The sequence below is a fragment of the Mesorhizobium sp. WSM4809 genome (assembly GCF_055811655.1).
Genome location: NZ_JBVVQW010000022.1, coordinates 22,057 through 36,029, shown reverse-complemented (window position 1 = coordinate 36,029; position 13,973 = coordinate 22,057). Strand labels below are relative to the sequence as shown.

Genomic DNA, 13,973 nt, shown 5'->3' with positions numbered 1-13,973 from the left:
AGGGCAAGGGGAGCTCGATGCAGAGAGTAGCGGCATGAGCGATGCAAACAGGGTGCTGTGGTCCGAAGGTCTGTTTCTCCGGACCCAGCATTTCCAGCAGCAGGATCGCTTTTTCGAGGCGACGGTGCGCGGCGCGTTGCAGGCCGGGCAGTTGCATACGTTCGGCTTCCAGCAGCTGACGCTGGATCAGGCATTGCTGGAGGCCGGCCAAATCTCGATCCTGTCCGCACGGGGCATCTTTCCGGACGGGACACCTTTCTCCATTCCAGACATGATGGACGCGCCGCGACCATTGCCGGTCACCCCGGACACGGGCGCCGGGCCGGTGCTGGTGGCCTTGCCTCTGGAGCCTCCGGGAGGTGTCGGCTTCGATCCGGCACACGCAGCCGCCTCGGGAGCACGGTATCACGGGCGGATCGTCTCGGTGCGTGACGCCGTCCAGGGCGGTTCAGATCCTGAAGAAATCGAGATCGCCCGTCCGCAGGCGCTGCTGCTTGCACCCGGCAAGTCGGTCGGTGGCTACACAGCCTTGCCGATAGCCGACCTCAAGGGGGTTCGAGCCGATGGCGGCGTCTCTCTGGACGAGACCTTCCTGCCGCCGACACTGGTTACCGGCGCGGTGGCCTGGTATCGGCAATTGCTTCTGGAGGTTGTCACGGGCCTGGACCAGATCGCCGAGGCGCATGGCAAGATGGTCATGGGCGGGCCTGGGCGAAGCGTCGAAGATCTGCTGATGCTCAATCTCGCCAATGCGGCGCGTCCGCGGCTCGCCCACATGCTGGCGCAGGATGTCTTCCATCCGGCCGAGCTTTACCTGGAACTTGCCGGGCTCGCTGGTTCGATGGCGACCTACGGATCGAGCGCGCGGCGCCTGGGCGAATTACCCGCTTACGATCACATGGCGCCAGGCCCCGCCTATTCGGCGCTGGCGGATGCGCTGCGCTCGCTCATCCTCAGCCTGCGTTACATCGAGCCTAAATCGCGTGCGCTGCCTGTCATGCGGCATTCGACCAATGTCTGGAAAATCCGCATCGACAACCCGAAGCTGCTGGTGGCCAGCCGGATCGTCATCCGGGTCGGCTCGGAGCTGTCGGAGGACGCGCTGCGCAAGATCTTCGTCAATCAGGCGACTGTCGGCTCGGCCGACCAGTTCGAGGGCCTGTGGAAATCGCGTTTGCCCGGCATTCCGCTGAAACCGCTTCATTCCCAGCCGCGCGAGATCCCCTACGATGGCGATCGGCTGTGCCTCGAGCTGGACCAGAAAAGCGAGCATTGGGCCTCGCTGCTCGATGCTCCCGGCTTTGTCATCGGCGTTTCGGGCGTGTTGCCAAGCGAGCCGCAGGTGGACTGCTATTCGGTGAATAGGTGAGATCATGAGCCGCGATGATCCGTTCGGACTGTCGGATGATCGCGAACGCACCCGCATACGACTGACCGGGGCGCCAACGCCACGACCGATGGCGCCGCTCTTGCCGGGCGCAGTGGTAAAGCGGTCTCGCACCCACCCGAACGCGCTTGTCAACGCATTCGCGCCCTTGCTCGAGTTCGCTCCCGAGCTTGAAAGCGCGCTGCCGCCGGAGAATCCGGAAACGTTGCGCACCCGATTGCTCGAAGAACTGGTTCGGGCACGCGACATGGCAATGTCGACGGGATCCTCGATGGAGAGGGCCGACCAGGCAGCTTGGATCGTGGCTGCGTTGCTCGACGATCTGGCTTTGAATACGCCATGGGGCGGGGCCAGCGCCTGGCCGCGGCAGCCGCTCGTGGTCATGCTGCACGGCGACGTCGATGCCGGCACGCAGTTCTTCACGCGTCTCGACGAACTGGAACGCCATCCCAACCGTGATCGCGAATTGCTGGAACTGCAATATGACTGCATGGCGCTCGGCTTCCGCGGCAAATATCGCGTGCCTGGGCGGTCAGGCGACCGATCACTCAATGCCGTACGAGTGGCGGCGGCACGCTTCCTGCGCGATGCCGACGCTGAAGGCGCGCCACTGTCACCAAACTGGCAGGGCGTGATCGCATCCGACGAACCGCAGCGCTTCATCGTTCCGATCTGGGTTATGGCGCTCGGTGCGGCGGTTGTTGCCACTGCCATCCATATCGGACTCTCGATGGGACTGAGCAGCCAGGCGGTCGAGCTTTCCGCACTTGTGCGCACGTTGCCGCCGCCTGCACGCGGCGACATCAGCCGTACGTCGCCCAAGGTCGATGCCCCGCCGCCGGAGAAGGTGGATTTTGCGCTGTTGCCGGAATTTCAGGCCGGAGCGCCGGCCGACCTCAGATCCGCCCTCAGCGGCACCGAGAGCGTTTCGCTGGCCAAGCTGATCATCCAGGCCTCCAACCCCGAACTGTTCCAGTCGTCGCGGCCACAACTGACCGAAGGTTTCGAGCCCCTGATCGGTTCGATCGCCAAGGTGATCCTCGCCAATCAGGAGCTGATCGGAAACATCACGGTGATCGGTCATACGGACGGCGTTCCTCTGCAAAAGACCAATCCGCTGTCGACCAACCAGCGGCTGTCCGAGGCTCGCGCCCAGACGATTGCCGACATGCTGGTCCAGAACGGAGTGCCACGGGACCGCGTCCATTCCGAGGGCCGCGCGGCCACCGATCCAGTGGCCAGCGACAACACGCGCCAGGGGCGAGCCTTGAACCGCCGCGCCGAGGTGCTTGTCGAAAAGAGGCTGTGAGATGTTCATCCTGCGCTTCCTCTGGGCGGTTCTGACATCGCGCTGGCTGTGGACGCTGATCGGCATCACGCTGCTTTCCCTGGTCATCTGGGTGTTCGGTCCGATCGTCAGGGTCGGTGCCTACGAACCGTTTGCCTCTGAAAATGTGCGCATCGTCATCATCGCGCTGCTGGTCATCTTCTGGCTGATCTGGCTGATCGTCGCCCAGCGCCGGGCGATCCGCGCCAACCGCCTGTTCGTCGCTGAGATTGCCGCCCCTGCGGTGGAAAAGCCGCTGAGCCCCGGCGAAGAGAACGTCGCCGCCGTGGGTGCCAAGTTCGCCGAGGTGATGGCCGAACTGAAGCGCCGCAAGCTGGGCGGCCGCAAGTTTCTGCGCGACATGCCGTGGTATGTGATCGTCGGGCCGCCGGCCACCGGCAAGACCACGGCTCTGCGGCAGTCCGGACTGAATTTTCCGATCGACCTCACCGACGACCTGCAAGGGGTCGGCGGCACCCGCAACTGCGACTGGTTCTTTTCCGAAAACGCGGTTCTGATCGACACTGCCGGCCGCTATGTGCAGCAGGAGAGCCAGCCCGATGTGGACGCGGCGGAATGGCTGGGCTTCCTCGACCTTTTGAAGAAGCATCGCGGCCGCCGCGCGCTCAACGGCGTCATCGTGGCGCTTTCGATCGACGTGCTTTCGGAGGGCGACGAAGCCATCAAGGCGCACGGCCGCAAGATCCGCCGCCGGTTGGCCGAGCTCAACGACCGGCTCGAAATCCGCCTTCCGGTCTATCTGATGCTGACCAAGGCCGATCTGATCAAGGGTTTCGAAGCCTTCTTCGGCGGTCTGTCCACCGCCTCGCGCGAGCAGGTGTGGGGAACGACCTTCGCGCTGGATGCGCGCGTGGATGCCAAGACCATCGAACGCGAAATTTCGACGCTGGCGACGGAACTCGAGCGGCGGCTGGTGCCGCGCCTGGAGGATGAGGAAAAACTCGCCGCCCGTGCAGAGATCTTCCGGTTTCCTGCCCAACTCGCAAGCCTGTCCGAACCGATCCAGGTGCTGGTCGAGGCGATGTTCGGCGAAAGCCGGTATGAAGAGGCTGCATGGCTGCGCGGCCTCTACCTGACATCGGCGACTCAGGAAGGGGCGCCTATCGACCGACTGACCGCGGCGCTGTCGTCGTCTTTCGGTCTTCCGCCACGGCGGGTCCTGCCCGCACCAAGGGTCGAGAAACGCAGCTTCTTCCTGAAGAACCTGCTCACCGAAGTCATCTTCAAGGAAGCAGGCCTGGGTACGTTCGACCCGCTGGCGCTACGCCGCCGCGCCTGGATCTGGCGGGGCGCGGCGGCTGCCTGTGCCACAGCGGGCTTGCTGGCCAGTGCGGTGTTTGCCTGGTCTTACTACGACAACCGCAATGCGATCTCGGCCCAGGCAAGCCAGTTCGAAGCGCTGCAGACGCCGTTGACCTCGGCTGCCGCAAACCCGGCATCGGTGCAGCAGCCTGCCATCGACGGCGCGCTCGAGGCAATGGACGCGGTCTCAAATGCCCGGACAGCACCGCCGGCCGCTGTCCAGGATCTGCTGGGGCCATCGGCCTCGGCGGAGCTGGTGCGGGCTCAGACCGACACCTACGATCACGCCTTGCGCAACGTGCTTGAGCCGCACATGGTGGCCCTTCTCGAGGCTACCATGTGGCGGCAGATCCGCGATCCGGATTTCATGCTCGGCGCTCTCAAGACCTATCGTATGATGACGGGTCTGTCGCAGATGGATCCCGACTACACCCAGAACTGGTGGGTCAACAGCCTTCCCGAATTCGCGGCCGCAGCACCATTTCCAACCGCCGATGCCGAAGAGCATCAGCTTGCGGCCATCCGCCGGATGACGGTCGACGAAAGCTATATCGAGCCCGACCAGGCGCTGGTTGCCGAAGCGCTGAAAACGGTATGCACGATTTCGTTGCCGGCGCGTGCCTACAAGCAATTGCTGGCCGATCCGGTAGTGGCCGGGCTCAAAGAATGGATCCCGGCGAATTTCGCCGGTCCCAACGGCGCCAAGGTTTTTGCGCGTCGCTCCGACAAGACGCTTCGCGTCGGCATTTCGGGAGCATTCACCTATGCAGGCTTCCATGACGCCGTTCTCGACCGGATCGAGGACGTGGCAGCACAAGCGGCGCTGGATCGGGCGGTCTTCGCCGGGGGCTGCTCCGAGAACTCCGAAACGTCCGTGTCGGCGCTGTCCGAGGACATCCTGAAGCTCTACTACGACGACTATATCGCACAGTGGGACAGCTTCCTGCGCGATATGACGCTGGCGCCGTTGAGCGACCTCAATGTCGCCAGTGAGAATCTGAAGGATCTTTCCAGCGCCGATTCAGCGCTGAAACGCCTGCTCACGGCGGTCGTTCAGGAGACCGAGCTTACCCGGTCCGATGAAGCGCCGGCCGACGACAAGGCGGCGGCCAAGGGCGGCTCGAAACTGCTCGGCAAACTCGGCAAGCTCGGCAAGATCGTCAAAACGGGGGCAAAGCTGCTTCCACGCGCGGGCTCAGCTGACGAGGTGGATCTTACCGGCAACCTGGTGGCCGAACACTTCAAGCCGCTCAAAGGTGCTATTGCCGAGGTCGACGGCCAGCCGCCAGCACTCGACGCCGCGGTGGTGGCTCTGACGGCGCTGTCCAACGTTTTGCAGACGGTCACGGCCAATCCCGATCCCCAGGATGCCATCAAGAAGCAAGGCGGCCTCGCCGAACTGACGGGGGCGGTCGCAAGGCAAGCGCAAATCCTGCCCGACCCGGTCGACGACTGGCTCGGCGGTGTCGCCGGCGACACCAGCGGGTTGACGCAAAAGGCGGTCACCTCGGAGCTCAACGCCATCTGGCGCGCCGACATCCTGCCCTTCTGCCAGGCGGCGCTCAACGACCGCTATCCGTTCAGTCCCGAAAGCGCGGTGGACGTCAATGTCCGCGACTTCGCCCGCCTGTTCGGACCGGCGGGCCTGATCGACGCGTTCACCAACGACCATTTGATCAGCTATGTCGACACCGCCAGCCAGCCGTGGAAATGGCGTGCCGATTTCGGCCTCGACCCTTCGGCGCTGGCGGCTTTCGAGCAGGCCAGGCGGATACGCGACGATCTCTTTCCCGGCGGTACAGGACCGGTGATGAGCTTCACGCTGGAACCCAAGGACCTGTCTCCGAACGTCACGCGCGTAACGCTCAATCTCGATGGCCAGACCCTCGTCTACTTCAACAACGCGACGCGGCCGCAACCGATGACCTGGCCCGGCAAGGACGGCACCGGGGTCATCTCGCTCGCCTTCCAGCCCATCGATGGTTCGCCCGAAATCATGCTCAACGAGACCGGCAGCTGGGCGTGGCTGAGGATGCTGCGCAGCGGCCGATTCACCGGCACCTCGCTGTCCGATGTCTACAGCCTGCGCCTGGGGACGAAAGGTATGTACGCCGATTTCGAGCTCAAGGCCGCCAGCGTCGAAAATCCCTACAACCTGCAAATGTTCAAGAAATTCTCATGTCCGCCGCAGATATGAAGCTGCCTGGCTTTTACGGCAAAATGCCCGCCACCGGAGATTTCGTGACACGGCGGCTGCCGGGCGACTTTGTTCGCGGCTGGGACCGTTGGCTGGCGCAGCATCTCGTCCCGCTGTTCGGCTCGGAATTTTGGCCGAGCACAACCGCGCTGCGCTTCCTGGCTGGCCCGGCTTGCTTCGGCGCATCGGCGGGCATCATTGTGCAGAGCGCCGACAGGGTCGGCAGGCAATTCCCTTTGAGCGTCGTCGCGCAGCTTGCTGAAGCCCCGGTTCGGCTGGCTGACGCCGAGGCGTGGTTTGCCGAGATCGAAGAAGCGGCCATCGCCGCCCAGCACGGCGAGCTGACGCCGGACGAACTGGATACAGTATTGAGCGGACTGCCGGTGCCTCCTGTCGAGGCCGACGACGAGGTCATCAGCGGTATGGTGATGTGGACCGCCCGTTCGGACATTTTCGACATCGATCCGCAATCGCCGCAAGCGACGCTGGAGCAGATTCTCGCCGCCAGCTGGGAGACCAACTGATGCGGATCTTGAACCAGATGGGGTATCCGCACCAATTCACCATGGGCATGGACAAGGCCGGCCATGAGTGGATTGTCGTGGTCGCCAAAGGCACGTTCGACTTCCCCGCCGAGCCGGGCGGACTGGTGCGAAAATCAGCGGAACAGGTGCCCCTGGTGATGGCCGACACACAGACCGGCGTGGCCGGCTACTCGGCCACGCTCTGGGAGACCGACTTCGCCTTCCGCAAACCACGCTGCGACGTGATCGCCAATGGCTGCGCCTATGCGCCGGGCGGGCGCCCGGCAGAGCGCGTGCCGGTCGGCATCAAGGTTGGTAATTGGTCAAAACTGTTCGAGGTTGTCGGCCACCGCGAATGGCGCTCGATCGGGCCGGTTTTTACCGCCACATCGCCGCAACCCTTCCTGAAACTGCCCATTTCCTACGACGTTGCCTGGGGCGGCGTCGACAGGTTGGACCCGGAGGACAAGCTTCCCGCTAGCTACAAATACAACCCGGTCGGAACCGGCTGGTCCCGAACCAGGAACCAGCGCCTCGTACCCGGGCTGCGGCTACCGAACACGCAAGCTGTCGACGAAGACATCCGCTCTCCCTTCGGTGATTACAAACCGATGAGCTTTGGCCCGATGGGCCGCGGATGGCCGGGCCGGATCGAGTATGGCGGCACTTACGACGACAATTGGGCCAAGAACATCTTTCCGTTCCTGCCGCCGGATTTCGACGAGCGCTATTTCCAGATGGCGCCGCCTGACCAGCAGATCGACAATCCGCGAGGCGGCGAAGAGGTGGTGCTTGTGAACCTGGCTCCCGAAGGGCGAGTGAGCTTTCGCCTACCGTCGGCAGCATTGCCGATGACGTTGTTCAAAGGCAGGCAAAAGGCCTATGAGGCCGACATATTTCCAGACACCGTTCTGCTCGACCCAGAAAGACGCCGCTTCTCGCTCGTCTGGCGCCTCTCGCAGCGCATTCACAAGACGATCCTCGATTTCTCGGAGTGCTGGGTAGGTCCGCCAACGCCGGCCATGCTGAGAGCGAGGCTCAAGGGAAAACAATATGTTTGTGTTGGCCACATCACGCCCGCACGAGAGAATGAAGACGCATGAGTGCGCAACTCGACATCGTCTCGATAGGCATGGTTACGGCTGTCGGCCTCGACGCGCCGTCAGCTTGCGCGGCAATGCGTGCAAGACTCGACGGTTTCCAGCAAACGCGACTTCGGGGCTCCGCCGGCGAGTGGCTAACCGGTGCGCCAATCGCGTTACCGCGCAATTGGATTGGTGACAGGCGCATGGCGCATCTGGCGGCTGGTGCTATTTGCGAAGCGTTCGAAAGCGTGCCGGAAGCACGCGGCCAAACGGCACTGATCTTATGCCTTCCCGAGGAAGAGCGGCCCGGCCGGCCTGTCAGCGACAATTCCGCTTTGCTTAGGAGCGTTGCAGAAATTGTTGAGGTCGAACCGCATGCACGCTCCAGAATAATAGCGCACGGACGACCTGCAGGCGTTGTCGCATTGGAACATGCTCGCCGGTTGCTGGCATCAGGCGAGGTGCCCTTTGTGATGATTGCCGGCGTCGATAGTTATCTGAAAAGCCAGACAGTCACGCACTATATCTCCTGCAATCGTCTCCTTACGCCGCAAAATCCGAACGGGTTCATACCTGGGGAGGCGGCGGCGGCGATCATTTGCACCCAGGGTCGACAGGGCGGTCTTCGGCTATTTGGGCTTGGGCTCTCTCGCGAAAATGCATCGATCTACAACACTGAAGATTTGCCTTTGCGCGGTGACGGCATGACGGCTGCTTATCGCGCGGCATTCGAAGAAACCGGTATCGAAATGAACCGGCTCGGGTACCGGATCGCTGACCTCGTAGGAGAACAGTACTGGTTCAAGCAAAGCGCTCTTGCCAGCCTGCGCTTACTGCGAGGAAGGCATCAGTTTCAAGACATCTGGTCGCCAGGCGAGTCCCTCGGCAATGTCGGAGCTGCCGTGGTGCCACTCATGCTTGGCATGGCTTTCACCGCGGCACGCAAGGGCTACGCTGCCGGAAATCCGGTTTTGATCGAGGCATCGAACGATGCCGGCGCCTGCGGCGCAGCTATCGTGGCATCGAGGGCCGCGTAATGGGCGGGGTGTTTGCCAACGGCCTGGAAATTTCCGGCAAAGCCGTGAACGCCCAGACCATCGCCGCATTCCCGGATGTTTGCTTTACACCTCCGGAAAACCCCGCAACGCCGCCCGGCGTGCCCATCCCCTACCCTAGTTTCGGATTGGGCAGCGACACAGAGCAAGGGACCGGCACCGTCAAGATCGGCGGCAAGACCGTCAACATCAAGAACAAATCCGACCTGTCCAGAACGTCTGGGACGGAGGCTGGCTGTGCCGCAAAGAAAGGTGTCATCACATCGAAAAATACGGGAAAGGGGTATTTCAACTCATGGTCTAACGATGTGAAGTTTGATGGCGAGCCTGTCATACGTATGACAGATCTTGCCACAAACAACCATGCATCGCCGACTGGCAATACGGTTACATGGCCGCACACGGCCGCCATAACTGTCAGTGGGCAGGACTGTGCAACGATTCTAAATAACGTGGGTATATATGTGCATCAACACAAGGATTCCGATTGTGCGCACCCGACGGAATCCGAGCACTGCTTTGAAAATCAGATGTTCCAGAGGAGTCGCGGCGGCGATAACTATTCCGGCTGGGGAAATTACGACGTCAACACCGCGCCCTGCATTTGCATGGAGTCCTACAAGAAAACCAAGACCGGATACCGCAAATCCGGTTCTGGGTCGAAACGCGGCTCGCCGCACAACAAAAAGACAAAGAAAGTCCGCGATTTCCTGAAGAAGAAGCGCAGTCCGACCTTAGGCGATGCGATCAAGGAGGTGCAGCAGGCTGTCGGCGACCATCACGAGAAGCTTCAGAGCTGCACCAAAAAGGAGAAGGACGACGCGCTCGAATGCCTGAAGCTCGTGCTCATCGACTACCTCATCGATTGCGCCAGAGCCCCGAAACCGACCCCCGCCCAGATACTGGCAAAACCGATAAGGAAGAAGTGATGCGTGAGCCCGAAACGATCGCCGACTTTGACCCAGAGGAAATCGATGTCCAGGCCGTGGACGGATATCATCACGGCGGCAATCGCTTCAGCGCCAGTTTCGAACTGAGCGATCCCGATGACGAATTCAGCCGGTCCTATCTCCTGGAAATTGAGCTTGGGGCGACCATTCGTTTCAATGCACGGCTTCAGATCGAGGACGCGATCCGGTCCCATGTCAGTTTTGGGCCGCAAGACCATGTTGCGCTTGAGCTTGGAGGGATCATCCACGACCTTCCGCCTGGTTCGGCATCACGCACGGAACTGCCCGAAGGCGCACTGACGCGCCTGTGGGCCCCATCGCGCGACCGGATCTTTGCGATCGGAGATCTTGGCGTAAGCTATCTGCGTGAGCGGGGCCAATGGGGGCAGTTGGAGACCTTCGACGAAGCCGTGCTCAACGATATCCACGGTCGTGACGGAAGTCCGGTCTATTGCGCCGGCGACCGCGGGCTTCTGCTGAGACTCGACGGACGGCGCTGGAATCGTATCGATGTGGGCGTCGAGGAGAATTTCAATACCGTCCTGGCCGGACCTCAGGGTGAGGTCTATCTCGGCGGGGCGAACGGGGCAGCCTACGAATTGCGTGACAGCCAGCTGATTGCGTTGAAGGCCGACGAGGTCGACTATTACGATATCTGCGAGTTCCGCGGCAAACGCTACTGGTCGGACATGAGCTACGGCGTTTCGGTGCAGAAGGGACGCGAACTCGTGCCTCTGCTCGAAACGGAACAAGGTTTTACCATGAACGCGACCGAGGAATTTCTTGTTGTTGCAGGCTGGCACGAATTCTTTCTGTTCGACGGCACTGACTGGTCCGGTTTCGAAATGGGCTATGACGGCAATATCTTCCTTCGAACGGTCGACATCAACAACTACCGATAGGATGGGGGCCATCGGTTCTGTTTCAGGGTCACCGCCAGATATTCTCTAACTTTGGGAAGGTCCAGATCCACAATCTGGATCGGTTTTGGTGCGGCCAGCATCCGTAACACGAAGAGTTCACCCGCTTCCGAGAACTCCTCAAAGCGCTCCTGCGCAATTTTTCGACCTTGATCTCCGGCTACCCGCAAACCGTCCAGATGAGCCTCCAACCTTTCAATCAAGCGGGCAACACGCACTTCGTCCATCTCCGGATTTTCCTCGGGGTGGAGCAGGTGATGGTCATAGATCGTCCATAGAAACGCCGCCATTTCGGCATGCTGGCGGACGATCTCGCGCAAGATCGGCGCTGCCATCAGTTCAGGTTCACCGAGCCGCCACGGATACGGTTGGTGGCGCTTGCGTGGCTCGTAACGTATGTGCCGCGGATGATGATATGGCCGTCTTTTTCCATGATGATCGTGGCCTTGCCACAGCGTAATTCTATTCGTTCTTCACCCACTATCCTTACCTGTTCGCCGTCGCGTTTGACTTGCGCCCGCGGCTTGCGGCTTGGCTCTACAATGCGCCCCACAATCAGTGGTCGACCAACATCTCCGTCTTCAAACAGGAGCGCGACCTCGGAGCCGATCATATCCGAACTCATTTCGGCCAGGCTTCGGGCTCTTACCGCGGTCTCCCTTGTATTGCCCGGGAATACGACGAGCGGTGCTTCGTCATCGAAGCCGAGAAAAACTCCGATTATCACCCCTTCGATCCGCTTCCGAGTCTTGGTCATCCAGCCGCCCTCAATTCTGCTTGATCTCCGAACCTTTCATCGTGATGTCGCTTGAAGCCTTCACGTTGATCTTGCCCGAGCCTTTGACGGAAATGTCCTTGCCTTCAATATTGATGGTGCCGTCCTTCTTCATCGAAATCGCGGCCGAGCCACACTTGATCACGATGGAGTCGCCAGCCTCGATCAACAAATCTTTGCCGATCTTGATGGCACCGTCCTCGCCAATCTCGACAAGGCTTCCCTTGGCTATCTTCAGGGAGCGCGCGCCGCCGACATTGGTCGCGTCGTCCTCGGCGATTTTGGCGTTTCGCCCATTGCCGATCTGCGAGGAATGGGCTCCGCCGACCTTGAAACTTTGATCCGCCGCCACCTGCACGCTCTGGTTCGCGCCCACCGACCAGTTGTCGTCGGCACCAATGCTATGGCTCTGCGCCGCACCCACCGTAACCGACCGTGTCGCGCCGATTGTATTGGCCTGCGGGCCACCCACGGTCCTGGTCTCGGATGCTCCGACGCTGTCGACACGGGCGGCGCCGACCGTAATGGTCTGGACGATCGCGACGGTCTGCGTGTGATTGGACCCGATCGTCTCCGTCGAGTTCGACCCGATATTGATCGTCTCGTTCGACCCCACCGTAAGCGAGCGATTGACGCCCACCGTCTCGGTGTCGTTGTTGCCGATATCGGTGGTCTGGTCGACGCCGACCTTGACCGTCTTGTTGTTGCCGACGTCCTCGTCGAGGTTGTGGCCGACGGAATGCTTGGCGTCGTGGTCGATGCGGTCCGACTGATCGTGCTGCACCAGCTTGGTTCGGTCATGCTTGATCAGAAGGTGGTGATCCTTCTGCGCCTGGAAATTGACCAGCTCGGAGCCGGCCTTGTCCTCGAACATCAGCTCGTTGTAGCCGCCGCCGCCGAGCGAGGAGTCCGACTTCCAGCCGGATTGCGTGGCACTCGCCGGCAGGCCATAGGGCGGCATCTGCGAGGCATTATAGACCCGGCCGGTGATGATCGGCAGGTCAGGGTCGCCTTCGATAAAGTCGACGATCACCTCCTGGCCGATGCGCGGTATCTGGATGAAGCCCCAGCCGCTGCCGGCCCAGGTCTGTGAGACCCGCACGAAACAGGAGCTGTTCTCGTCCTTCTTGCCCAGGCGATCCCAGTGGAATTGCACCTTCACCCTGGCGTATTTGTCGGTGAATATTTCCTGGCCTGACGGACCGACCACGGTCGCCGTCTGCGGCCCACGCATGATCGGTCGGGGCGTGATCCGTGGCGGACGATAGGGCAAGGCGGTCGGCGCCACGCCCAGGATCACCTTGAAGTTCTCGCTGTCGACGTCGGCATGGCTTCTGTATCCCGGATCGAACAGCCTGTATTCGGCGCTGACCACCAGATACTCCTGGTTCTGGTCCTCGCGCGGAAAGCCATCGAGCTTAAACGTACAGCCCGAAAACAGGCCGCGCACGGTGCCGACCGCGGCGATACGCTGGTGGACGGCCTGGATTTCCTCGCGTCGGATCGCGGCCAGGTTGTCGCCCCGACCGACTTCGAGATGCGCGCCGGGCTGGCGGTAGTTTTCGCCGGCGGCCAGCTTGTGACTGAAAGGCTGGGCCGACTTGGCCATAAGGTCGGCGCCCGGCTTCTTGAAATCATAGTCGGTGTGGGCATAGGCGCCCGGACGCACCGAACTGCCAGGTATCCATTCGGTGATGTATTCGACATCGCGCCGGGAGCCCTGCCCTTCAAAATGATAAGGTACTTTCTCGTAGCCCGGCGCCGGCTTCAGCTTGCTCATCGCATCGGTCAGGACAAGCGTGTGTTTGCCCTCGTCATGCTCGAAAAAATACAGGATGCCTTCATGCTCGAGCAGCCGCTGGACGAAATCCAGATCGGTCTCGTCATATTGCACGCAGTATTCGCGCGGAGGGTAGGAACCCTGCAGACGCAGATCGAACTCCGCCGTGCTGTATTTCTTAAAGACGTCCTTGACGATGTCGACGACGCTCTTGTTCTGGAAAATACGGCAATCGGTGGTGTTGCCGAGGAACCAGAGCCACGGCCTGACGACCGCTTCGTAGTAGGCCAGCCGGTCTTCTATGCGGGTCAGGCGAAACTCGGACACAAGGCCGCTGAACCAACGTTTCGGATCGGATTCGCCTTCCACCGAAACGACCCCCCCCAGCATCTTCAGCGGATCGATATCGGGGCTGGGGCTAACGAACCCTACCGTATAGGCCAAACAACGGCTGATCTCATCGCGACCGACAAGATGCGTGAAGGTCAACAGCTCGGCGCCAACCGGTGTTTGCACAACCGTGGCACGTTCGTTCGGCATGGGTCGTGCCCCTCCTGGACGCGGCCGCCGGCAGTGGGTTTGAAGTTCCCGCATCCAGGAACTTTTTGGCCCGCCGCACCAGGCTATGTTGAGCCTACCACATGTTGTCC

11 protein-coding genes are annotated in these 13,973 nt (G+C 61.5%); 8 read left to right on the top strand and 3 right to left on the bottom strand.

The window, feature by feature from the left end; all coding sequences use genetic code 11:
- The first annotated feature begins 34 nt into the window (after positions 1–34).
- Genes tssK through AC0L24_RS30585 form a run of 8 tightly spaced genes read left to right on the top strand, consistent with a single transcriptional unit; the run spans position 35 to position 10,750 of the window.
- A complete protein-coding gene (gene tssK, locus AC0L24_RS30620) occupies positions 35–1,369 on the top strand; it encodes a type VI secretion system baseplate subunit TssK (protein WP_292658778.1) in 1,335 nt (444 codons plus the stop codon).
- A 4-nt stretch (positions 1,370–1,373) separates the two neighbouring features.
- Complete coding sequence (icmH, locus tag AC0L24_RS30615) at positions 1,374–2,696, top strand: type IVB secretion system protein IcmH/DotU (protein WP_473564711.1); 1,323 nt, start codon at positions 1,374–1,376, stop codon at positions 2,694–2,696.
- A 1-nt stretch (position 2,697) separates the two neighbouring features.
- Positions 2,698–6,234, top strand: a complete 3,537-nt coding sequence (gene tssM, locus AC0L24_RS30610; RefSeq protein WP_473564710.1) for a type VI secretion system membrane subunit TssM — start codon at positions 2,698–2,700, stop codon at positions 6,232–6,234.
- A complete protein-coding gene (gene tagF, locus AC0L24_RS30605) occupies positions 6,231–6,758 on the top strand; it encodes a type VI secretion system-associated protein TagF (RefSeq protein ID WP_473564709.1) in 528 nt (175 codons plus the stop codon). The genes tssM and tagF overlap by 4 nt, the downstream gene beginning before the upstream one ends.
- Positions 6,758–7,861 (top strand): DUF2169 family type VI secretion system accessory protein, encoded by a 1,104-nt coding sequence (locus AC0L24_RS30600; RefSeq protein ID WP_473564708.1) that lies wholly within the window; start codon positions 6,758–6,760, stop codon positions 7,859–7,861. The genes tagF and AC0L24_RS30600 overlap by 1 nt, the downstream gene beginning before the upstream one ends.
- Positions 7,858–8,880 carry a 3-oxoacyl-ACP synthase gene (locus AC0L24_RS30595; RefSeq protein ID WP_292658759.1) on the top strand — a complete coding sequence of 341 codons (1,023 nt, stop codon included), beginning with the start codon at positions 7,858–7,860 and terminating at the stop codon, positions 8,878–8,880. Before AC0L24_RS30600 ends, AC0L24_RS30595 begins: the two co-directional genes overlap by 4 nt.
- Positions 8,880–9,827, top strand: coding sequence for a DUF4150 domain-containing protein (locus AC0L24_RS30590; protein WP_027035528.1), 948 nt, complete (start codon positions 8,880–8,882; stop codon positions 9,825–9,827). Before AC0L24_RS30595 ends, AC0L24_RS30590 begins: the two co-directional genes overlap by 1 nt.
- Positions 9,728–10,750 carry a beta propeller repeat protein gene (locus tag AC0L24_RS30585; RefSeq protein WP_473564707.1) on the top strand — a complete coding sequence of 341 codons (1,023 nt, stop codon included), beginning with the start codon at positions 9,728–9,730 and terminating at the stop codon, positions 10,748–10,750. Before AC0L24_RS30590 ends, AC0L24_RS30585 begins: the two co-directional genes overlap by 100 nt.
- Here the strand turns inward: AC0L24_RS30585 and AC0L24_RS30580 are convergent.
- Genes AC0L24_RS30580 through AC0L24_RS30570 form a run of 3 tightly spaced genes read right to left on the bottom strand, consistent with a single transcriptional unit; the run spans position 10,741 to position 13,863 of the window.
- Positions 10,741–11,106, bottom strand: a complete 366-nt coding sequence (locus AC0L24_RS30580; protein WP_292658784.1) for a hypothetical protein — start codon at positions 11,104–11,106, stop codon at positions 10,741–10,743. The genes AC0L24_RS30585 and AC0L24_RS30580 overlap by 10 nt on opposite strands.
- A complete protein-coding gene (locus AC0L24_RS30575) occupies positions 11,103–11,525 on the bottom strand; it encodes a DUF6484 domain-containing protein (protein WP_127318109.1) in 423 nt (140 codons plus the stop codon). The genes AC0L24_RS30580 and AC0L24_RS30575 overlap by 4 nt, the downstream gene beginning before the upstream one ends.
- A 10-nt stretch (positions 11,526–11,535) precedes the next feature.
- Positions 11,536–13,863 carry a type VI secretion system Vgr family protein gene (locus tag AC0L24_RS30570; protein WP_473564706.1) on the bottom strand — a complete coding sequence of 776 codons (2,328 nt, stop codon included), beginning with the start codon at positions 13,861–13,863 and terminating at the stop codon, positions 11,536–11,538.
- Positions 13,864–13,973 lie beyond the last annotated feature (110 nt).